The organism is Pseudomonas sp. GW821-FHT10C09 (assembly GCF_059415465.1).
In genome coordinates this window covers 157,129-179,253 of record NZ_JBWKNG010000011.1, presented here as the reverse complement: position 1 = coordinate 179,253, position 22,125 = coordinate 157,129, and the positions used below count along the sequence as shown (strand labels likewise).

Genomic DNA, 22,125 nt, shown 5'->3' with positions numbered 1-22,125 from the left:
TTTGAAGGACTCTTCTCTTTAACCGCGCAGGCCTTGTTGCGGCCATTCAAGTGCATACATTCAAGCCCTCTTCGCATTCCGGCGATACCGAGGGACAACCATGCAAACCTATCATTTGTTCATCAGCCATTCGTGGAACTACCCCCACGCCCACGACAATCTCGTGCGCCTGCTCAACGCCAAACCCGGCTTCACCTTCAAAAACTTTTCAGTGCCGACAGACAACCCGATTGTCGACGCGCAGACCGACAAACAACTGGAAGCCGCCATCGAAAACAAGATTCGTCCGTGCTCGGCGGTGCTGATCATGGCGGGGATGTATTCGACCTACAGCAAGTGGATCAACAAGGAGATCGAGATCGCCAAGCGGATGGGCAAGGTGATCATTGCGGTCAAGCCGTTTGGGGCCGAGCGGATTTCCACGGTGGTGCGTGATGCCGCGCACGCCGAATGTGCGTGGAACACCAACAGCATCGTCAACGCCATTCGCCTGCACACGGCGGTGTAACCATGCGCAAGGGACTGTTCATCGGCATCAACCACTACACGCATGTGTCGCCATTGAGCGGCTGCAACAACGACGCGATGGCCATGGCCTCGGTACTGGAACGCCACGCCAACGGGCGTCCGAACTTCAGCAGCAAGGTCCTGACCTCGGCGGAGGAAAACCTCACTCACACAAACCTGAAGCAGCAGATCCAGAGTCTGTTTTCCGGTGATTGCGACGTGGCGCTGCTGTACTTCGCCGGTCACGGCCAGTTTGATACCAGCATCGATGAAGGCCTGCTGATCCCGCAGGATTTCGGTCAGGGCGTCGAAGGCATCCGCATCAGCGACATCCTCAACTGGGCGGAAAACGCCCCCCACATCAAAAACAAAATCATCATCCTCGACTGCTGCCAGGCCGGCGCGGCGGCCGCGATGCGCGGGTTGCGCGGTGGCAGCAGCGTGATCAGCGAAGGCATGACCATTCTCACCGCCTGTAAAAAAGACCAGGTGGCGCTCGAAGGTCGCGGCCACGGCGTGTTTACCGACCTGTTGCTGCAAGCACTGCACGGCGGAGCCGCCAATGTCTTGGGTAAGGTCACGCCCGGCAGCGTGTATTCGTTCGTCGACAACGCACTTGGGGCATGGGAACAACGACCGGTGTTCAAGACCAACGTCTCGCAATTTGTGCCGCTGCGCGAAGTCACGCCGCTGATTGCCGAAGAAACCCTGCGCAAGCTCAAGGACTGGTTCCCGGAACCTAGCTACGTGTTCCCGCTGGACCCCAGCTACGAACCGACCGAGGCCGCGTTCGATCCCGACAACGGCGAAATCTTCAAGCAACTGCAAAAGTGCAACCGCCACAGCTTGATCGAACCGGTCGACGCCGAGCACATGTACTACGCCGCCCTGCATTCCACCGGCTGCCGCCTGACCGCCCTCGGCGCCTATTACCGCGAACTCGCGATCAAGGGACACTTCTGATGCCTGTGTTTATCAGCTACCGCCATAGCGATCGCCCCCACGCCATCGCCATCAGCACTCGCCTGATTAAGGCCAACATCAAGACCTACTTCGACGTGCTGGATCCGGAATCACAGACCACTGACGACATTACCGGGGTCATCACCCGCAACATCACCGCGTGCACGCATCTGATAGCGGTGGTCTCGGACAAAACCGCGCTGTCGTGGTGGGTGCCGTTCGAAATCGGTGAAGCGACCATCAGTAACCGACGGATCTGCTCATTCAAGACAGGACCGGTGGAACTGCCGCTGTATCTCGATAAATGGCCAAAGCTCAGCACCGACACGGATCTGGAGTTTTTCATTGATGCCTACCGAGAAGAAGTGACGACAAAGCGCTCAATGGCGCTGGATTCGATCAACGAATCCCTTTACGGCACCTACAGACGCAATGCCGAACTGTTCCACGACCAGCTCAAGAACCGTATTCGACGGGGTTTCTGACAGGCACAAAAAAGCCGACATCGCTGTCGGCTTTTTTGTGGGTCACTGCTTCGGCGGTTCAGCCGGTTTCGGTGCCGGGTTTTCAAAGATATTCAAACGTTCACGAAGCTCATGGGCCGGCAGCGGTTCTTTATCCGCCGGCAACGCGTTCGGATCAACTGGCTTGGCCGGCACTTCGCCCGGACCGCCCTGCCCTTGTACTGCGGGGGCTGGTGCCGGCTCTGGCGCAGGTTCTGCACCTTGTGAACCTTCAATGGCCTTTTGGGCTTTCTTGGTCAGTACCACGATGTCGATGCGGCGGTTGACCGGATTGAACGGGTTCTCACGGTCGAACAGGGCCGACGAGGCGTAACCGACCACCCGCGCGACCTGTTGATCCGGATAGCTGCCGGCGACCAGCGCACGGCGAGCGGCGTTGGCACGGTTGGCCGAGAGTTCCCAGTTGCCGAAATCACCGGTGCCCGAGTACGGCTTGGCATCGGTGTGGCCGCTGATGCTGATCTTGTTCGGCACCGCTTTGATGGTGTCGGCCATGGCCAGCAGGATGTCTTCGAAGTACGGTTTCAGACGCGCACTGCCGGAGTCGAACATCGGGCGGTTTTCGGCGTCCATGATCTGGATGCGCAAACCGTCCTGCGTGATCTCGAACAGGATCTGGTCCTTGAATTTCTGCAGCTGCGGATTTTCATCGACCTTGTTCTGCAATTCTTGCAGCAACAGTTCCAGGCGTTCCTTCTCGACCTGCTCGGCCATGCCTTCGACCTGTTCGGTGTCGACAGTGACGCGGTCTGGCTGCGGCTGGGATTTCACCTCGGGGTTGAGGGTTTTCTCCGGCGCCAGGGTCGGGGAGCCGCCCAGATCGATGATGTACGGCGTGCCACTTTCGGTAAAGCCGACCGGGTCTTTGAAGTAACCGGCGATGGCGATCTTCTGTTCCGGTGTGGCGGTGGACAGCAGCCACAGCACCAGGAAGAACGCCATCATCGCCGTCGCGAAGTCAGCGAAGGCGATTTTCCAGGAGCCCCCGTGATGCCCGCCCGCGTATTTTTTTACGCGCTTGATGATTATCGGCTGGTTATTTTCCATGACTTAGCGACCGCGAACCGCTTGTTCCAGCTCAGCGAAGCTAGGACGGTGCGCCGGGTACAGAACCTTGCGACCGAACTCCACAGCCAGCGATGGCGGCATGCCGGACGCCGAAGCCACCAGCGAAGCCTTGATGGCCTCGTAGACGTTCAGCTCTTCCTTGGCATCGTGGGCCAGGGCATGGGCCAGCGGGCCGAAGAAGCCGTAGGCGGCGAGAATACCGAAGAAGGTACCGACCAGTGCCGCACCCACGTGCACGCCGATCATTTTCTGATCGCTTTCACCCAGGGAGGCCATGGTCACCACGATACCCAGTACCGCCGCGACGATACCGAAACCCGGCATCGCATCAGCAATACCGTTCACCGCGTGGGACGGGTGATCGAGGTCTTCCTTGAGGCTGGTCAGTTCCATGTCGAACAGGCCTTCCAGCTCATGGGGAGCCATGTTGCCGGACGACATGATGCGCAGGTAATCGCAGATGTACGCGGTCATGCGGTCATCTTTGAGCACCGCCGGGTACTTGGCGAAAATCGGGCTCGCGGCAGCATCTTCGATGTCGCCTTCGATGGCCATCATGCCTTCGCGGCGGCTCTTGTTGAGGATCTCGTAAATCAGGCCCAGCACTTCAAGGTAAAAAGTGTGGTTGAAGCGCGAGCTGAACATCCCGAAGGCTTTCTTCAGAACGTTTTTGACCATATGGCCAGGGTTGGCTTGCAGGAATGCGCCAAAGGCTGCGCCACCGATAATCATCACCTCGAAAGGCTGGATAAGGGCAGCAATCTTGCCGTGGGAGAGCACGTACCCGCCGAGCACGCTCGCGAATACGACAATGATGCCGAGAATTTTAGCCATAGGTAGGAGAGCACTTACTGAGTCGGGTTCAAGGTCATATTCGGAGGTCGAAAAATCTCTTCTTCTCCTTATCGGCAAAACTGCGCCAGACTATAGCCCGTTCAAGCGAAAAGCTAATTTAGCCTACTCCGGGCATAGGTAATGCAGACGAAGATTGCGTCCAACCATGGCTAACCAGACGAACATTCCCACTCAAAAACCAACGACACTCGAAGGCTGGGTCAAGCTTCTCGATGGCGTGCGCCTGCCGGTTCCGCAGGAAAGCCATGACCGTGTCTGCAGGGCCATCGCCGATAATCGCAGCTCGCTGCGTGATATCGCCGAACTGATGCAAGACAGCCCGGCCCTGGCCTTGAGCATCATTCGTGAAGCCAACCGCCATACCCACGGCAGCATGACCGAGCCTGCGGAAAACCTGGAAGTGGCGATCAATCGCCTCGGTTTGAAACGCACCGAAGAACTGCTCGCCCGCCTCCCCGCCGAACCCCAAATGCAGATCCCGCTTGCCTTGCGCCAGCTGCAATTGATCAGCCAGCACGCGACGCAACAGGCCAATGGTTTTTTTGCCAGTCGCCTGGCGCGGCTGTGGCAGGACATTCATTGGGGCAGTCTGCTGTTCCTCTCGCCGCTGTGGCCGATGGCGTTGACCTATCCGCAATTGCTCGAAGAATGGGAGCTGCGGGTCATCCACAAAGGCGAATCGGCGCGCAAGGTCGAAAAACAGTTGTTCGGCGTGCGCCTGCTGGATATTTGCCAGGCCCTGGTGACCATTTGGCGCCTGCCGGTGTGGGTGGAACAGGGCTATCGCCTGCTGCTGACCGAGCAGCGCGAACTGGTCAAAGTGCTGCGCATTGCCCGCGACAGCGATCATCCGTTGCGCCAGCAAAACCGCCTCGATGACGATCCGACCTTGCGCCGCTGGCTCAATCAGCCGGCCAATACCGTGCTGCTGGCCAACGGTCTGGCGCTGTCGGCGCAACAGGCGTGGGACAGCCCGCACAGCGAGCGCTGGCAATACCTGACCAGTCTTTACCTGCAAACGCCGATGGCCGACGTGCAGCAGCAGTTGCACCAACAGGCCGCCAACAGCGCCCGGCTGCATGCCATGCCGGACCTCTGGCACCCCGCCGTTTCGCTGCTCTGGCCGTTGGGCATGAACCGTGTCCACGCCGCCTTGCTGCCGGCCCCGGCGCCGACCACCGAAGACCTGGCAAAGTGGCGCAGCCAATGCGCCGAGTTGCTGGTGGAGCCAAGCCCGTTCACCAACGCGATGCACTTGACCACCTCCGCCCGGGACGCTTTGGTCGCGTGCGGCATGCGTCGGGTCATGATCTTGATGGCCGACCGCACGCACGCCAATCTGCGGGTGCATCAGGTTGCCGGTTTGCCCACAGAAACGGCGGGGCTGAATTTCGTGGTTAGCCAGAGCTCCGTGCTGCAACGTTTGCTCTCGCAGCAGGCTCAGGTGCGCCTGACACCAGCCAACACCGCGCAGTTCTCGGCGTTGCTGCCTGGCAACCTGCGTGCGCAGTTCCGTGGCGAACACTTGATCCTGCGCTCGCTGGTCAATAATGGTCGGGTGATCATGGTGGTGGTGGCGGATCAGGGCGGCGGGCCGTTCTCGGAAATCACCGTGCAAGCCTTTGGCAAAACCGCGCAGTGCATCGAGAAAGCCTTGAACACCTTTAGCCACCGCGGCCAATGACGCTGCGCTACAATCCACCCTTTTGTGCCCTGGAGACCTCACATGCCTGACTTCTCTGGCTTGCCGCTGGTGATCGAGCCGAGCGACTTGCTCCCTCGCCTCGAGGCCCGCAATCTGATTCTGGTGGACCTGACCAGCAGCGCCCGCTATGCCGAAGGGCATATTCCGGGCGCGCGTTTTGTCGATCCGAAACGCACTCAACTCGGTCAGGCACCTGCACCGGGGCTGATGCCGCCGCAAGCGGCACTTGAAGCGCTGTTTGGCGAGTTGGGCCACAACCCCGATGCGGTGTACGTGGTGTATGACGACGAAGGTGGCGGCTGGGCCGGGCGTTTTATCTGGCTGCTGGACGTTATCGGTCACCGTAAATACCACTACGTCGACGGCGGTCTGACGGCCTGGCTGGCAGAAGGTATGCCGATGTCGATCCAGATCCCGGCCCCCGCTGGCGGCCCGGTGAAGTTGACCCTGCACGACGAACCTACCGCGACCCGCGAGTACCTGCAAAGCCGTCTCGGCGCCGCCGACCTGGCGATCTGGGACGCGCGCGGGCCGCTGGAATACTCCGGCGAGAAAGTGCTGGCGGCCAAGGCCGGGCACATTCCGGGCGCCGTCAATTTCGAATGGACTGCGGGCATGGATCAGGCGCGCAACCTGCGCATCCGCACCGACATGCCGCAGATCCTCGAACAGCTAGGGATCAGCAAAGACAAAGAAGTCATTACCCACTGCCAGACTCACCACCGTTCTGGCTTCACTTATCTGGTGGCCAAATCCCTCGGTTATCCGCGGGTCAAAGGCTACGCCGGTTCCTGGGGCGAATGGGGCAACCACCCCGACACCCCCGTAGAGATTTAAGGTTTAAGGACAGTTAATGAACAAGCGTCTGTTTATCCTCAGCCAATACCTGCTGCCCCATCACTTGCTCTCGCGACTGGCCGGCTGCATTGCCGAATGCCGCGTGCGCTGGTTCAAGAACGCCTTTACCGCCTGGTTTGCCAAGCGTTATCAGGTGGACATGTCCCAAGCGCTGGTCGAAGACCTGACCGCCTACGAGCACTTCAACGCGTTCTTCACCCGTGCGCTGAAAGACGGCGCTCGTCCATTGGACGAAACCCCGGGCGCGATCCTCAGCCCAGCCGATGGCGCAGTCAGCCAGCTCGGCCCGATCGAACACGGTCGCGTGTTCCAGGCCAAGGGCCACAGCTTCAGCGTGCTGGAGTTGCTGGGCGGTGACGCAGCCAACGCCGCGCCATTCATGGGCGGTGATTTCGCCACGATTTACCTGTCGCCGAAGGACTACCACCGCGTGCACATGCCGCTGGCCGGCACCCTGCGCGAGATGGTCTACATCCCGGGCCGGATTTTCTCGGTCAACCAGACCACTGCCGAAAACGTCCCGGAGCTGTTTGCCCGCAACGAGCGTGTGGCGTGCATTTTCGACACCGAGCGTGGGCCGATGGCCGTGGTGCTGGTGGGCGCGATGATCGTTGCATCGATCGAAACCGTCTGGGCCGGGCTGGTCACACCGCCGAAACGCGAACTGAAAACCTTCCGCTACGACGAAGCCGCCCGCGCGCCGATCCATCTGGAGAAAGGTGCGGAACTGGGTCGCTTCAAACTGGGTTCGACCGCTGTCGTGCTGTTCGGCCCAGACCAGGTCAAGTGGGCTGAAGAACTGGCAGCCGGTTCGCCGGTGCAGATGGGCCAGGGCATGGGCCTGCCAAACGCCTGATCCGCTGATCCGCCCTGTCGAGCGACTTCGACAGGGCGGATACCCTTCGGTGGCGACCCGCTCTGGTTGTCCCGCGCTGATGGACATAGCTGCTACAGTCAGGTCATTCACTGCCCATTGACCGGCTGGAGTTTTTCCACGGCATGAATGAGACCAGTCCCCATCTGCTGCTAAGCGCCCCCGTCCCCGCGCAACTGCGCCTGACTTTCTGCGAAGCCACTCCGCGCGACCTCAAGCGCTGGATCGCCGCCCTGCCCAAAGCCAACATCGGCGAAACCGCCCGCCAGCTCTATCAAGCCCTGGGCGAACTCAACCAACTGCTGACCCCGAGTGCCAACCGCCTGCCCATGCTCGAGTTGCTCAGGCCCGAGGTGTATTACGTCTGCAAACACCTGGAGCGGCATTTCCTGCACCAGGCGATTGTCCTCGACGAACGTTCGCGCAAGATCGCCAATCTCTGCCAGGCCCTGCAAGGTCATTTGGCGATCGGCTACAAACAGATCGTCATCCGTATCTCGCCGCGTTTCAGCAAGGACCGTGCGCCGTTGCTGGCGCAAGCGTTGCAACGGGCAATTCATTGCCTGAACGGCCAGTTGATCCGCGCCACTCAGCTCTACTGCCCGGTGCCGGACGGTGTGTGGCTGGAGTTGCATCAGCTGTACCGGATCGGCTGCGAACATCGACTGCAACACCTGAGCCTGCGCGATGAGCTGGCCAGCCAGACGCCCTCCCTGAGCATCGAACAGACTTACGCCGCCGCCCTGCTGCTGGGTGCGTCACGCTGCAATCAATTGCGCCAGAACCAGATCGCTCGCCTCGCCGAAGCGCTGGAAGCCTGGAGTCACCGGGTCAAACTACAGGCGGATGGACTGTTCGCCATCGCCCCGGACCTCGATACCGGCCCGCGTTACCGCGGCAAGTTCCGGGCCGAGCAGCAGGCCGATTTGCTGGGGATTGATCCGCAGCCACTGGTCGACGCCATCGAAACACACTTGCAAGGTATTAAAGGCGACTTGCCCGTGCCGACAGGCCTTAGCGTGGACACGCTGCAACACCTGCACGCGGCCTGGGGACAAGCGTCCGAGCGCAGTTTTCAGCGAACGGCCGGTCAAGGTACGTTGACCCTGTGCGTGGGGATGAGCGCACTGCACTTTTATCTCGGCGGGCAGCGCTCATTCAGCGACCTGTTGAAAAACCCTGGCAACCGGCTCGCGCAGTTTTCGGCAATGCCTGCGGCCAGTCGGGACAGCGACCCTTGGCATCAGGCGTTCGATGCCGCATCACAGGGCACGGGCGATGCCTTGCTGCCCTACGAGGAAATTGAATACCCGCAACTGCAAAACGACGACAGCCAAGAGGCCGACAGCAACCGGCATTTTCCGACCTATGCCCTGCCCGTCATCAATCACAGCCCCGGTGGTTATTGCCTGGCCTGGCCCAACGCGGTGCCCGCCGAGCTACAGGCCGGGGAAATGGTCGGGATCGAGGATTCAGTCAATAAAGGCTGGAGCATTGCGGTCGTGCGCTGGATTCGCCAAGTGCGCGGTGGCGGTACGCAGATGGGCATCGAGCTGGTCGCGCCCTTCGCCGAGCCTTGCGGGCTGCAATTGGTGCGCAACAGTGATGACCACAGCCATTACTTGCGTGGCTTGTTGCTGCCGCAAATCAGCGCCATCGACCTGCCCGCCACCGTGCTCGCCCCGCGTTTACCGTTTCAGGAAGGCAACAAGGTACTGATCAACACCAACGGCCAGGAACGCCGGGCCGGGCTGGATCGGCGGGTGGCGAGCACCAACAGTTTTAATCAGTTTGCTTATCGGTCGCTGGAAGCGAGCAGAAACGACAACGCCGCGGGGAGCGGCGTTGAGGAGGTGTTTGATTCGTTGTGGCCTTCGCTTTGAGTGCGGCCTGAAGGACCGCGGCGCGTCCTTCGCGAGCAGGCTCGCTCCCACAATAGATCACTGGCGTTCACGAGTGGTGTGTTCACAGCAGATCAAATGTGGGAGCGAGCCTGCTCGCGAAGAGGCCCGATCACGCAAGCGAGAAATCAGAGCTGCCCGTCGCGATCGCGGAAACCCAACAGGTACAGCACGCCATCCAGCCCAAGCGTGGAAATCGCCTGCTTCGCCGACTGCTTCACCAACGGCTTGGCGCGGAACGCCACGCCCAACCCGGCAATCGCCAGCATCGGCAGATCGTTGGCGCCGTCGCCGACCGCGATGGTCTGCTCCAGACGCAAACCTTCTTTATGCGCCAGCTCGCGCAGTAGATCCGCCTTGCGCTGCGCATCGACAATCGGCTCGACCGCCACACCGGTGACCTTGCCGTCGACCACTTCCAGTTCGTTGGCAAATACGTAGTCAATGCCCAGCTTGGCCTGCAATTGCTTGGCGAAGTAGGTGAAGCCACCCGACAGAATCGCGGTCTTGTAACCCAGGCGCTTGAGTTCGGCGAACAGGGTTTCGGCCCCTTCGGTCAGGCGCAGGGACGCACCAATCGAATCCAGCACGCTGACGTCCAGGCCTTTGAGCAAGGCCAGACGCTCTTTGAAGCTCGCGCGGAAGTCCAGCTCGCCGGCCATCGCCCGCTCGGTGATTTCAGACACCTGATCGCCCACGCCAGCCGCCTTGGCCAATTCGTCAATGACTTCGGCTTCGATCAGGGTCGAGTCCATGTCGAACACCGCCAGGCGACGGTTGCGACGGAACAGCGAGTCTTCCTGAAAGGCGATGTCGACGTTCAGTTCCTGCGCAACGCTGAGGAACTCGGCCCGCAACGCCTGCGGATCAGCCGCTTCGCCACGCACGGAAAACTCGATGCAGCCCTTGCCCTTGTCGGCTGGAGTGTCCAGCGGCATGCGGCCGGACAAGCGATCGATGTGATCGATGTTCAGGCCATATTTGGCGGTGATCGAGCTCACGGCCTGCAATTGCCCGGCGGTCACTTTGCGGGTCAATAGCGTCACGATGTGGCGCTTTTTGCCCTGATTGCCGACCCACTGCTGGTAATCCTCTTCGGACACCGGCGTGAAACGCACCTGCTGGTCGAGCTCGTAGCCCTTGAACAGGATGTCCTTGAGCACCGATTTGCCTTGCTCGGTATCCGGAATTTCAACCAGGATGCCGAACGACAGGGTGTCGTGGATCACCGCCTGACCGATGTCGAGAATGTTCACACCACCCTGGGCCAGAACGCCGGTAATGGCCGCAGTCAGACCCGGACGGTCGACTCCCGTGATGTTTATCAGAACGATTTCGCGCAAGGCGCACCCCCGCAAGTGGAAAAAAACCGCATTCTACCCACTTTCAGTGACCATCGGGCACCGTGAGCGCTTTGCCGGTCTAGGGCCTGTCGCTATACTGCGCGTCAACTTCACGGACAAAAGAGCCGAGCTCAAGTGAACCGGCCCACGCCAGTAAAAACCGATAACTTCTTTCTGCTGATCTTCCGGGCACTGCGCCATCGCCGTGTACCGATTGCATTGCGCATCGCCAGCCATAACGTGATCCTGGTCGCTCTGGCCCTGGTGATCTACGCCTGCGTGATGGGTTTGCAGTTCAAGCAGGCCATGCACGAGCAGGCTGATGCGCTGGGCGAAAGCCTGACCACGCAGACCGCCACGTCCGCCACGGAGCTGTTGGTGTCCAACGACATCCTCAGCCTCAACGTGCTGCTCAACAACCTGACCAAGAATAAACTGGTGGCCCACGCCGCCATTTATAGCGTGGATAACCGCATCCTCGCCGAAGCCGGTCAGCGCCCCAAGCACAGCCTGTTGGGCGAAGCCGAGGGCATGTACCAGAGCAAGATCACGTTCCAGGACGTGACCGCCGGGCAACTGCGCATCAGCCTGGACATGGATCAGTTCCAGCAGCCGATGACCATCAGCCTGCAAAGCATGGGCATTTTGAGTGCGATTCTGCTCGCCCTGTCCCTGGCCTTGAGCCTGCGACTGGGTCGGCATATCTCCACGCCACTGCTGCAATTGCGCGTGTGGCTGCGCAATATCGACGAATACACCCCGGCCACCGAGCGCCAGGATGAAATCGGCGACCTTGCCCGTCAGCTGCACGCCAATTTCGCGCCGGAGCCCGCCGAACCAGAGCCTGCGCCAGAGCCCGAGTACGACGACAGCGACTACGAAGACGCGGACGACAACGAGCCGTCCTTCGAAGTGCGCAACTTGCGTGACCCGAGTTTCGACGAAACCAAGCCTGTGGCAGCCCTCAAACCGGCGCCACGGCACATTGTCAGCACCGCTGAAGACGATGACGACGATGACGCGTTTGCCGATCTGCGTGACGAGTCCGCCGCCAGCGCGCCGAAACCGGTCGCAAAACCGGTGATCTCGAACGTGCCGCAACACAGTGCAGTCCTGGCCGTGCAACTGGGCGCCCAGGATCAACTGCGTCGCCTGCCTCGCACACGCCTGGAAGAATTGCTGAAGCGCTATCGCGACTGCCTCGATCAGGCCGCTTCGCTCTACCAGAGTGAACTGCATACCCTGAACGATGGCAGCACGCTGATGCTGTTCCACACCGAAGACAGCGGCGACGACTACCTGACCAACGCCATCTGCTGCGGTGAGCTGCTGCGGGCCCTGGGCCATCAATTGCAGATCGAAGTCGCGGACAGCGGCATCACCCTGCAATTGCAGCTGGGCCTGACGCTGGGCGAGGAATTGTTCGGTATGAGTCAGATCGACTTGCTGCTGACCGAATCCGCTCAGGACGCCCTGGCCCTGTCGCAACACAGCCGCAACCTGCTGCTGGTGGAGCGCAAGATCAGTGACGATGCGCTGATCCGTCAGCGTGCACGGATTCGTCCGATTGCCAGCCCTGAGGGCGCTTGCTGCGTGGAGCGGTTGATGGAGCCTTATCCATCGATGCTGGAGCGGCAGTTGGCGCGGATGCATGAACGTCGGGCGTAAGCACTAGCCGAGATGCAAAAGAAACCCGCAGATGAGTGATCATCTGCGGGTTTTTTGTTGTCTGTTCTGGCCCCTTCGCGAGCAGGCTCGCTCCCACAGGGATCGTCTGTGGACACAGATTCTGTGGTCATCAGAGATCCACTGTGGGAGCGAGCCTGCTCGCGAAAGGGCCCTCAGCAGCACCGAAGACCTCCAGCCTGCAGAAACAACAAAGCCCGCACAAGGCGGGCTTTGTCTTGGATCAGTCCAGGCTCAGAACCTGAACACTTCCATATCGGTCCGGATCGGCGAAGCCATCGGGATCTTCGGTTGTTTCTCTTGCTCTGCCGCCGGAGCCACAGGCTTGGCAGCCGGTTTCTTTGGCGCTTCAGCAATCGGCGGCTGATTAGCCAATGGCTTCAACGCCACCGACAATTGCTCCGCCAGACGCTGCAACAGCACACCCTGAGCCTGAACCTGCGCCGCTGTACCGCCCGCGTGCTGTTCCTGCAGATGAATGATGCGGTTATCGCGAACCTGGCCACGACGGTCGATCAAACGCCATTGCGCATCGAGGATGGCCGGTTGCGACTCACCGGAGTCCAGGCGCGTAATCGTCAGCAGCACTTGAACATCCGGCGTGAAGCCGAGGGTCGCAGGCGCCAGCACAACGCGCTGACTGTCCAGACGACCGGCCACCTGACGCAGCAACAACTGATCGATGTCCGAAGACAAGCTCCCGGCCCAACGACCGTCGGTCGACGCCTGAAGGCTGCCATCGGGCTGACGCTGCAACAGGGTTTCGCGTTGCAGGTAATCAGCAACAGTTACCGGGCCCAACAATACCGCCATGCCCGCGCTTTGCGCAGGCGCAACCGGACTTCCGCTGTCCAGTTGATACAGCGACACCGGCTGGTGAACGCTGCAACCCGCCAGGCCTAAAACGCCAGCGAGCATCAAAATAAAAGGAAGGCGCAGAGCAGTCATCGTCCCATCCAGGTGGCCGCCACAAGGCTGACCACAGTGAAAATACTCAATAAATATGAAGAACGCTCGGCCACGCCGGCGCTTGAAAGGCCATATCATCCGTGAATATGCGTTCCGACTCCAGCGCCAATGCGTCGATCTACGCGTTAAATCGTAGATCGAGCGCTCTAGGACGCTTAATTGAGGTTTTCGACGAGCAGCGCATCTACCCTCTGGAAGCCACGTGGCAATTTGTTACCACGACGTCCACGCTCACCTTTGTAGTGTTCAAGGTCGTCTGCTTTCAGTGACAAGGTACGTTTCCCGGCCTGCAGCACCAAAGTGGCACCCTCCGGCAGCACAGCGATGTCCGTGACATATTCTTCGCGATTGGCCACACGCTCACCGGTGATGCCGATGATCTTGTTGCCTTTGCCCTTACCTAATTGTGGCAGGTCGCTGATCTTGAAGATCAGCAGGCGACCTTCGGTCGTGACCGAGGCCAGCCAGTTGCTCTCGCGATCCGCCACCGGGCGCGGAAGTATGACTTTCGAGTTGCTCGGCAGGCTCAGCAACGCCTTGCCGGCCTTGTTCTTGGCCTGGAAATCTTCACCTTTGACCACGAATCCATAGCCGGCGTCGGAGGCGATCACGTACAGCGAATCGTCTTCCGGCATCAACACGCATTCGAAGCTCGCACCTGGCGGTGGCGTCAGACGACCGGTCAGCGGTTCGCCCTGGCCACGGGCCGATGGCAACGTGTGCGCCGCCACCGAATAACTGCGACCGGTGGAGTCGATAAACACTGCAAACTGGTTGGAGCGCCCGGCCGCCAGGGCCTTGAAACCGTCCCCGGCCTTGTAGGAAAGCCCGGTGGCGTCGATTTCGTGACCTTTGGCAGAGCGGACCCAGCCTTTTTCCGACAGCACGACCGTCACTTTCTCGTTCGGCAGCAGGTCGTGTTCGGTCAGGGCCTTGGCCTCGGCGCGCTCGACAATCGGCGAACGACGGTCGTCGCCATAGGTTTCGGCGTCCTTGATCAGCTCGGTTCGCACCAGTTTTTTCAGCTTGGCTTCGCTGCTCAGCAGCGCTTGCAGCTTGGCTTGTTCCTTGAGCAGTTCATCCTGCTCGGCACGCAGCTTCATCTCTTCCAGTCGCGCCAACTGACGCAAACGGGTGTCGAGGATGTAGTCGGCCTGGATTTCGCTCAGGGCGAAACGCGCGATCAGGGCTGCTTTTGGATGTTCCTCGGTACGGATGATATGAATCACTTCATCCAGGTTGAGGTAAGCGATCAACAAACCGTCCAACAGGTGCAAGCGACGCTCGACCTTATCGAGGCGGAATTGCAGGCGGCGACGCACGGTCTGCACACGGAATTCCAGCCACTCGACCAGCAGCGCCCGCAGGTTTTTCAGCTGCGGCTTGCCGTCCAGGCCGATGATGTTGATGTTGACCCGGTAGCTCGACTCCAGCTCGGTGCTGGCGAACAAGTGCGTCATCAGTGCATCGTGGTCAAAGTTTTTGCGCGCGCCGGGAATGATCACGATGCGGCACGGGTTTTCGTGGTCGGACTCGTCGCGCAGGTCAGCGATCTGCGGGGCCTTGGACGGTTTGGCCTGCATCATCGCGGCGATCTGTTCCAGCACCTTGGCACCGGACACTTGGTGCGGCAGCGCGGTGACAATGATGTCGCCGTCTTCGATGTGGTACACGGCGCGCATGCGCACCGAGCCCTTGCCGGTTTCGTACATTTTCAGCAGGTCGGCGCGCGGGGTGATGATTTCCGCTTCGGTCGGGTAATCCGGGCCCTGGATGTGTTCACAGAGCTGTTCGACCGTGGCTTTGGGCTCATCGAGCAAACGCACGCACGCCGTCGCGACTTCGCGCAGGTTGTGCGGCGGCACGTCGGTGGCCATGCCCACGGCGATGCCGGTGGTGCCGTTGAGCAGGATGTTCGGCAAACGTGCCGGCAACACCAGCGGCTCGTCGAGGGTGCCGTCGAAGTTCGGGCCCCAGTCCGCGGTGCCCTGGCCCAATTCACTGAGCAGCACTTCGGAATAACGCGACAGCCGTGCTTCGGTGTAACGCATGGCGGCGAAGGACTTGGGATCATCCGGCGCACCCCAGTTACCCTGACCGTCGACCAGCGTGTAGCGGTAGCTGAACGGCTGGGCCATCAGGACCATGGCTTCGTAGCAGGCCGAGTCGCCGTGCGGGTGGAACTTGCCGAGCACGTCACCGACGGTACGCGCCGATTTCTTGTGCTTGGAATCGGCGTCCAGCCCCAACTCGCTCATCGCGTAGATGATGCGTCGCTGTACCGGTTTCAGGCCGTCGCCGATATGCGGCAAGGCACGGTCCATGATCACGTACATGGAGTAGTTGAGGTAGGCATTTTCGGTGAAGTCAGCCAGTGACCGGCGTTCTACACCGTCCAGGCTGAGATCAAGGGAGTCGCTCATGCGGGCCTCATCGGTTCGTTGTCTGGCGCAGCAGCATGGTGCCACCGCGCTGGGTAAATTCAAGTTTGTTCAGTGCGCTCATGCCGAGCAGCACCTGTTTGCCTTCCAGGCCGGGTGCGACCAGCGCGCGAACATCACGCAACACAATGTCGCCCAGCTGCAGCCGGTCGATGCGGGTTCGATAGCCCTCGCTCAGACCATTGGCCGTGCTCAGGGTCACCCCGAAGCCTTGTTCCAGTTTCAATCCCTCGGCCACACTGGCCGGAATCGACACGTCCGTCGCCCCGGTATCGAGCATGAAATCCACCGGGTGGCCGTTGATCGCACCGCTGGCGACAAAATGCCCTTGGCCGTTGCTGACCAGTTTCACTTCGATAAACCCGTCACCCTGTTCGGAACTGACCACCACATTCGGGTTTTGCTGCCGCTCTTCCCACTGGCCGAAAAACCGCGTGGCCAGAAACAGTGCCGCGCACCAGGCCAGCACCATCAATACTCGACCGGCGCGCTTGCCCGGCGGTTGTTGACTCACGGCTTCGCGCTCCAGCCACCTTCAGGCGCGACGAAGCGCCAGACAACCGGGCGGACTTCGCCATCGGCACGGGGCCCGAAATTGTTGTCGACGCCGATCCAGGCACCGTCAGCGTCAATGATCAACGCCTCTTCCAGCCCATAATTTTGCGAATAACGACGGTTTTCCTGCAACAACTCGGCCGCATACGACCAGCAGCGTTCGACCTTGGCCGTCTGCGGGTCACGGCGACAAATCTGATAGGCGTTGCGTTCAAGGGTAAACAACTTGCCGTTGAACAATGACAGGTCAGAGAAATCCCGGTTGACCGGTCTGGCATGAGGGAACTGCGGCGGCTGCATTTCCATCCCCGCTTCGCTCAACAGCACACAGCCACCGTCGCAATCCCAAACGGTCTGTTTACGCTTGATCGTCAACAAACCGCGGCTTTGACGTTCGGCAGCGAACCATATCTGATCACCCGCAGGATTGATCACCAGGCCCTCGAACAGCGCATTGAACTGCAACAGCATGCCGCTGGCCCGCGCTTCGCGAACCAGCATCGGCGAGATTTTCAGCCAGCTCGCCGGCCCAGTGGGAGGCACCAGGAGGACGGCCGCATGACCTTCGCTGACGATGTAGCGATTGCCGGCGCTGTCGCAGGTAATGCCCTCAAAATCCAGATCGCCGCCCCGCACGAATGACGCCACCCAGGTTCGCGAACGCAAACCCCAAGGCAAACCGGTGTCCGGCACCGGCGGTACGCCGATGCCCACGGTTTCGGCCTGCCAGGTCGGGTTGCTGGTATCGAGGCGGTAGATTTGATCATCGTCGCGATCAGAGACCGTCCACAAGTCCTTGCCGCATTGGGCCAGCCCCGACAGGTTGCCACCGCGCATACCGTCAACCGGATGCTCGGAGATCACGCGCAATTCTGGTGCCGGTTCAGCCAAGGCCAGAACCGGGGTCAGAAGTAACGCACACGCCAGGGCAAAGCCAAGCCGCATCAACCAAGAACCTCGGCCAGGTTGCCCTTGGATTCCAGCCAGGACTTGCGGTCACCGGCGCGTTTCTTCGCCAGCAGCATATCCATCATTTCCGAAGTGGCTTCGAAGTCTTCCAGCGTCAGTTGCACCAGGCGCCGAGTGTTCGGGTCCATGGTGGTTTCACGCAGCTGCGGCGGGTTCATTTCACCCAGGCCTTTAAATCGGGTGACCTGCGGCTTGCCGCGTTTCTTCTCGGCGACCAGTCGATCGAGAATGCCATCACGCTCGGCTTCGTCCAGGGCGTAGTAAATCTCCTTGCCCAAGTCGATGCGGTACAGCGGCGGCATTGCGACGTAGACGTGACCGGCATCCACCAACGGGCGGAAATGCTGGACGAACAAGGCGCACAGCAGCGTGGCAATGTGCAGACCGTCGGAGTCGGCGTCGGCAAGGATGCAGATCTTGCCGTAACGCAGCTGCGCGATGTCCGCCGAGCCCGGATCGACACCGATGGCCACGGCGATGTTGTGCACTTCCTGGCTGGCCAGCACTTCGCTGCCATCGACTTCCCAGGTGTTCAGGATCTTGCCGCGCAACGGCAGGATCGCTTGAAACTCTTTGTCCCGCGCTTGCTTGGCGGAACCGCCGGCGGAATCACCTTCCACCAGGAACAGCTCGGAACGCATCGGGTCCTGCCCGGCGCAATCGGCCAGTTTGCCCGGCAGCGCCGGCCCTGCGGTGATGCGCTTGCGCTCGACCTTCTTGCTCGCCTTGAGGCGGCGGCCGGCGTTGTTGATCGCCAATTCCGCCAGGAGCATGCCGGTTTCCGGGTTGGCGTTGAGCCACAGGCTGAACGCGTCCTTGACCACACCGGAGACGAAGGCCGCCGCTTCACGGGACGACAAACGCTCTTTGGTCTGGCCGGAGAATTGTGGCTCCTGCATTTTCATCGACAGCACGAAGGCGATGCGTTCCCAGACGTCTTCCGGCGCCAGCTTCACGCCGCGTGGCAGCAGACTGCGGAACTCACAGAATTCGCGCATCGCATCGAGCAAACCCTGACGCAGGCCGTTGACGTGAGTACCGCCCTGGGCCGTCGGGATCAGGTTGACGTAGCTTTCCTGCACGCTGTCGCCACCTTCCGGCAACCACAGCAACGCCCAATCAACCGCTTCTTTATTACCGGCGAGGCTGCCGCAGAACGGCTCGTCCGGCAGACGTTCGAAGCCGTTGACCGCATCCACCAGGTAGGAACGCAGGCCATCTTCGTAATGCCATTCGACTTTTTCGCCGGTGGCCTTGTCTTCAAAACTGACCAGCAGCCCCGGGCACAGAACGGCCTTGGCCTTGAGCACGTGCTTGAGGCGGCTGATGGAGAATTTCGGCGAATCGAAGTACTTCGGGTCCGGCGCGAAGAACACGCTGGTACCGGTGTTGCGCTTGCCGACGGTGCCAATGACTTCCAGTTCGGTTTTCTTGTAACCGTCGGCGAAGGTCATCTGGTATTCGTTGCCGTCACGCTTTACGCGCACCCGGACTTCGTTCGACAAGGCGTTGACCACGGAAATACCCACCCCGTGCAGACCGCCGGAGAACTGGTAGTTCTTGTTGGAAAACTTGCCGCCCGCATGAAGCTTGGTGAGGATCAGTTCGACTCCGGACACGCCCTCTTCCGGGTGAATGTCCACCGGCATGCCACGGCCGTCATCGCTGACTTCCAGGGAGTGATCGGCGTGCAGGATGACCTGCACCGACGTCGCATGCCCGGCCAAGGCTTCGTCGACACTGTTGTCGATGACTTCCTGGGCAAGGTGGTTCGGCCGACTGGTGTCGGTGTACATGCCGGGGCGTTTACGCACCGGGTCGAGGCCCGAGAGGACTTCGATGGCGTCTGCGTTATAAGAGCTAGCGCTGGGAGTGGCCATGGGGTCTCGTCGTCAAATGTTCGTGAAATAGAGGCGACGGTTCACAGTGCTGTGAAATCGATCGCCTGATACAAATCTGCGCCGATACCGGCAAAACTCAGCATCGCCGGCAATTGCGTGGCAAAACCCTGGAAACTATGGTCGCCGCCGGCCTGGATGCGCAAGGCACAGCCCCGGTAATACTGCTGGGCGAGGCGATAGTCCAGCGTTTCGTCACCGGTCTGCAACCACACCTGATACCGCTGCGGGTCCCGGGGCGCCGGCACTTCCAGCTCGGCCAGGGCCGTCACGTGGTCGTGGGTCAATTCCCAGGCCTCATCGGTATACAGGTTTTTCTGCGTTCCCAGGTACCCGTCGAACATCCGGTGCGGACTGACGGCCGGGTTGATCAGCAAAGCCTTGAGGCCATGACGCTCGGCCAAGTGAGTCGCATAGTAGCCGCCGAGTGAGCTGCCGACCAGCAGTGGCCGCCCCAGCTCTTCAATCGCCTGTTCCAGCTGACCGATGGCCTCGCGCGGGTGGTGATGCAAGGCGGGTACGCGCAGTTGATCGCTCAGGCCGAGTCGGTCCATCACCTGCATCAACTGCGTGGCCTTTTTCGACGAAGGCGCGCTGTTGAAACCGTGGATATAAAGGATCGAACCAGACATTTGAGCTCCCTGTGCGTCGGGTAAAGAGGCGCAGTTTACAGGGAGTCGGGGGGATCGGGGATATCTGCTGGAATTGGGTCGACTTTGCGGACGCCTTCGCGAGCAGGCTCGCTCCCACATTGGAATGCGCCCCCTGTGGGAGCGAGCCTGCTCGCGAAGGCCGCGACGCGGTCGTACTGGATACTCAGTAACCGTCAGAGCCGTAATCAACCTGAAAATCAAACCCGGTGACCCGTTCGACACCGGTTTCAATCTGCCCATCCGGCAACAACCGCAACCAGCGATACCCCGGCGCCTGCTCCCCGACCTTGAAATCATCACTGCCCGGCTCGAACTGAATGCAGGTCGACGGCGAGGCAATTAGTCGAACGCCGTTACGCACCTGGTCGATTTCCTGATGCACATGCCCCCATAAAACCGCCCGCACCTGCGGAAAACGATCCAGCACTGCAAACAGCGCCTCAGGATTGCGCAACCCGATCGGCTCCATCCACGCACAGCCAATCGACACCGGGTGATGGTGAAAACACACCAGATGATGCCGCTCCGGCGCCTCACTCAATGATCGAGCCAGCAACTGCAACTGCTCATCCTGCAAAAACCCCGGCACCGAACCCGGCACGGCGGAATCAAGCAAGGTGACTCGCCAGTTGCCAACATCCACTACCGGTTCCAGCAATGCGCTTTGCACCGCCGCCTCGGCCATGATGTGTGGCTCATCGTGATTGCCGGGAATCCAGCGCGCCGGCGCATCGAGCTGGCCGGTCATGTCGCGAAACTGCTGGTAGGACTCCAGCGTCCCGTCCTGGGACAGATCGCCACTGGCAATGATCAGGTCGATCTGCGGCTGCTGAGCCTGCACCAGCTCGATGACTTTTTGCAGGCTGTCCCGCGTGTTCATGCCCAGCAACGTGCCGTCCGCTTCGGCGAACAGGTGGCTGTCGGAGAGTTGCACCAGCAACGCCGAATCGGCGGTGGTCAATGTGGATACGCTCGGCAAGGCGTTCTCCCAGGGCTGAATCACGGGGGTGGATAGGTGCCGCAATTATGCTGGGGGACGCTCAAAAGAGGAAACCTGTGAACCTGACGCAGTTCACAACTACCGCACAACAGCGTACTCGTGGCCGCAGGCCAGGCAATGGCTCAGCCATTCGCCCAGAAACATATTCAACTGGGCCTTTTCATCCGGTTGGTGCATCGAGGCGTTCGGGTAAGGATAGATGCCGCGAAAACGTCGTGCATGTTCGGCGCTGACCACTTCGGCCATGCAGGCGTCGTGGTAGACCTGCACTTCCAGTTGCGGAATTGGCAGCCACGGCAGGCTGTGCTCCTGGCGCACTTGCAGGGTCGTGGTGTACGGACAGACCTGCAGCACTTCCAGCGCCAGCACGCCGAGCATCTGTTCGCCATGCGTCACGGCAATGCGCCGCGCCGCCGGCTCGTCGCGCATGTCCGGCAGCAGTCGCATCAAGCGCGCGTAGTTCGCCTCGCAGGAAGCTTGCAGCCCCGCAAGGTCCACCCGATAGCGATCGCGCAGCTTGTTTACGACCATAACCCCCTCACTTCAGCGCGGTTTAAAGCTAACCATTGCAAGGCAATGATGCTGGCCGCGTTGGCAATTCGTCCGTCACGCACGGCTTGCAAGGCATCTTCTAACGCCCAGACCGTGACGCGGATATCTTCAGCTTCTTCCTCCAGCCCATGCAGGCCGCCAACCCCATTCGTGTCGCAACGCCCCAGGAACAGGTGCACGAATTCATTGCTGCCGCCCGGCGACGGGAAATATTTGAGCATCGGCCAGAGCGCCCCGAACACAAGCCCAGCTTCCTCCTGCCCTTCGCGGTGAGCAACTTCTTCCGGCACTTCTTCCTTGTCGATCAGACCAGCGACCAGTTCGATCAACCAGGGGTTGTCGGTCTTGCCCATGGCGCCGACGCGAAACTGCTCGATCAACACCACTTCGTCGCGCTGGGGATCGTAAGGCAGCACGCACACTGCATCGTGGCGTACGAACACTTCACGATTGATTTCGCGACTCATGCCGCCGGCGAACAACTCGTGGCGCAAGTGCACACGGTCGAGCTTGTAAAAGCCCTCGTAGCACTTTTCGCGCCGAACGATATCAACGGCGGTCGGAATGGCGTTGGCAAAATCAGTCATGACAATCCTCTTTACTGCAAATCCGTTACGAGGCTCCTGTTGGTGACTTGCAACCTCGACTTCGCGCCATCCTAACGCGCCTGCGACATTTGATGCAGCCCCTTTCCCGTCAGCGGGATAGACGGTGAGGGCGAAACCAACTCTAATTAGCTTAGTGGCGAACTGACTGCTTCGTTGAGAGTCGAAGCGGATAACTTTTTGCCTTTCCCTGTTTTAC

The 22,125-nt window shown here is 60.5% G+C and carries 20 protein-coding genes; 8 read left to right on the top strand and 12 right to left on the bottom strand.

Features of this window, described 5'->3' with window-relative positions; all coding sequences use genetic code 11:
- The first annotated feature begins 100 nt into the window (after positions 1-100).
- Genes AC07N8_RS13715 through AC07N8_RS13705 form a run of 3 tightly spaced genes read left to right on the top strand, consistent with a single transcriptional unit; the run spans position 101 to position 1,955 of the window.
- Complete coding sequence (locus AC07N8_RS13715; protein ID WP_483841089.1) at positions 101-508, top strand: TIR domain-containing protein; 408 nt, start codon at positions 101-103, stop codon at positions 506-508.
- A gap of 2 nt (positions 509-510) precedes the next feature.
- Positions 511-1,470, top strand: a complete 960-nt coding sequence (locus tag AC07N8_RS13710; RefSeq protein WP_477794780.1) for a caspase family protein — start codon at positions 511-513, stop codon at positions 1,468-1,470.
- Positions 1,470-1,955, top strand: coding sequence for a toll/interleukin-1 receptor domain-containing protein (locus tag AC07N8_RS13705; RefSeq protein ID WP_493144050.1), 486 nt, complete (start codon positions 1,470-1,472; stop codon positions 1,953-1,955). The genes AC07N8_RS13710 and AC07N8_RS13705 overlap by 1 nt, the downstream gene beginning before the upstream one ends.
- Before the next feature lie 42 nt (positions 1,956-1,997).
- On the opposite strand, the gene motB is transcribed toward AC07N8_RS13705, so the two are convergent.
- Both motB and motA read right to left on the bottom strand, forming a co-directional pair.
- On the bottom strand, positions 1,998-3,041 hold the full coding sequence (gene motB / locus AC07N8_RS13700; protein ID WP_493144049.1) for a flagellar motor protein MotB: 1,044 nt from the start codon (positions 3,039-3,041) through the stop codon (positions 1,998-2,000).
- 3 nt (positions 3,042-3,044) lie between these two features.
- Entirely contained in the window at positions 3,045-3,896 is an 852-nt protein-coding gene (motA, locus tag AC07N8_RS13695) for a flagellar motor stator protein MotA (RefSeq protein ID WP_027921997.1), read from the bottom strand.
- Between the two features lie 166 nt (positions 3,897-4,062).
- Between motA and AC07N8_RS13690 the strand changes: the two genes are divergently transcribed.
- The 4 genes from AC07N8_RS13690 (at position 4,063) to AC07N8_RS13675 (ending at position 9,237) form a co-directional block, all read left to right on the top strand.
- Positions 4,063-5,601, top strand: a complete 1,539-nt coding sequence (locus AC07N8_RS13690; RefSeq protein WP_493144047.1) for an HDOD domain-containing protein — start codon at positions 4,063-4,065, stop codon at positions 5,599-5,601.
- 42 nt (positions 5,602-5,643) lie between these two features.
- A complete protein-coding gene (locus AC07N8_RS13685) occupies positions 5,644-6,459 on the top strand; it encodes a rhodanese-like domain-containing protein (RefSeq protein WP_493144045.1) in 816 nt (271 codons plus the stop codon).
- A gap of 16 nt (positions 6,460-6,475) precedes the next feature.
- Positions 6,476-7,336, top strand: coding sequence for an archaetidylserine decarboxylase (gene asd / locus AC07N8_RS13680; protein WP_131058796.1), 861 nt, complete (start codon positions 6,476-6,478; stop codon positions 7,334-7,336).
- A 143-nt stretch (positions 7,337-7,479) separates the two neighbouring features.
- A complete protein-coding gene (locus AC07N8_RS13675) occupies positions 7,480-9,237 on the top strand; it encodes a cyclic-di-GMP receptor FimW-related protein (RefSeq protein ID WP_493144044.1) in 1,758 nt (585 codons plus the stop codon).
- A 146-nt stretch (positions 9,238-9,383) separates the two neighbouring features.
- Here the strand turns inward: AC07N8_RS13675 and serB are convergent, their stop codons facing one another.
- Positions 9,384-10,598, bottom strand: coding sequence for a phosphoserine phosphatase SerB (gene serB, locus AC07N8_RS13670; RefSeq protein WP_027922002.1), 1,215 nt, complete (start codon positions 10,596-10,598; stop codon positions 9,384-9,386).
- 135 nt (positions 10,599-10,733) lie between these two features.
- Here serB and AC07N8_RS13665 point away from each other — a divergent pair, with 135 nt between their 5' ends.
- Positions 10,734-12,266, top strand: coding sequence for an AhpA/YtjB family protein (locus tag AC07N8_RS13665; protein ID WP_483841084.1), 1,533 nt, complete (start codon positions 10,734-10,736; stop codon positions 12,264-12,266).
- 252 nt (positions 12,267-12,518) lie between these two features.
- Here AC07N8_RS13665 and AC07N8_RS13660 read toward each other — a convergent pair whose 3' ends face one another.
- The 9 genes from AC07N8_RS13660 to AC07N8_RS13620 all read right to left on the bottom strand — a co-directional run bounded on the left by AC07N8_RS13660 (position 12,519) and on the right by AC07N8_RS13620 (position 21,908).
- The gene (locus AC07N8_RS13660; RefSeq protein ID WP_483841083.1) at positions 12,519-13,232 is read right to left on the bottom strand and encodes a PqiC family protein; all 714 of its coding nucleotides are present in this window, start codon (positions 13,230-13,232) and stop codon (positions 12,519-12,521) included.
- Positions 13,233-13,408: 176 nt separating this feature from the next.
- Positions 13,409-15,676 (bottom strand): DNA topoisomerase IV subunit A, encoded by a 2,268-nt coding sequence (gene parC / locus AC07N8_RS13655; RefSeq protein ID WP_027922005.1) that lies wholly within the window; start codon positions 15,674-15,676, stop codon positions 13,409-13,411.
- Between the two features lie 7 nt (positions 15,677-15,683).
- Entirely contained in the window at positions 15,684-16,208 is a 525-nt protein-coding gene (locus tag AC07N8_RS13650; protein WP_483841082.1) for a retropepsin-like aspartic protease family protein, read from the bottom strand.
- Positions 16,205-17,194 (bottom strand): esterase-like activity of phytase family protein, encoded by a 990-nt coding sequence (locus AC07N8_RS13645; protein ID WP_493144040.1) that lies wholly within the window; start codon positions 17,192-17,194, stop codon positions 16,205-16,207. The genes AC07N8_RS13650 and AC07N8_RS13645 overlap by 4 nt, the downstream gene beginning before the upstream one ends.
- On the bottom strand, positions 17,194-19,098 hold the full coding sequence (gene parE / locus AC07N8_RS13640) for a DNA topoisomerase IV subunit B (protein WP_483841080.1): 1,905 nt from the start codon (positions 19,096-19,098) through the stop codon (positions 17,194-17,196). Before parE ends, AC07N8_RS13645 begins: the two co-directional genes overlap by 1 nt.
- Positions 19,099-19,139: 41 nt before the next feature.
- On the bottom strand, positions 19,140-19,748 hold the full coding sequence (locus tag AC07N8_RS13635) for a YqiA/YcfP family alpha/beta fold hydrolase (protein WP_493144038.1): 609 nt from the start codon (positions 19,746-19,748) through the stop codon (positions 19,140-19,142).
- Positions 19,749-19,932: 184 nt separating this feature from the next.
- On the bottom strand, positions 19,933-20,748 hold the full coding sequence (gene cpdA / locus AC07N8_RS13630) for a 3',5'-cyclic-AMP phosphodiesterase (protein ID WP_493144037.1): 816 nt from the start codon (positions 20,746-20,748) through the stop codon (positions 19,933-19,935).
- A 99-nt stretch (positions 20,749-20,847) separates the two neighbouring features.
- Positions 20,848-21,300, bottom strand: a complete 453-nt coding sequence (locus tag AC07N8_RS13625; RefSeq protein WP_027922011.1) for a DUF1249 domain-containing protein — start codon at positions 21,298-21,300, stop codon at positions 20,848-20,850.
- Entirely contained in the window at positions 21,291-21,908 is a 618-nt protein-coding gene (locus AC07N8_RS13620) for an NUDIX domain-containing protein (RefSeq protein ID WP_493144035.1), read from the bottom strand. Before AC07N8_RS13620 ends, AC07N8_RS13625 begins: the two co-directional genes overlap by 10 nt.
- Positions 21,909-22,125: the final 217 nt, after the last annotated feature.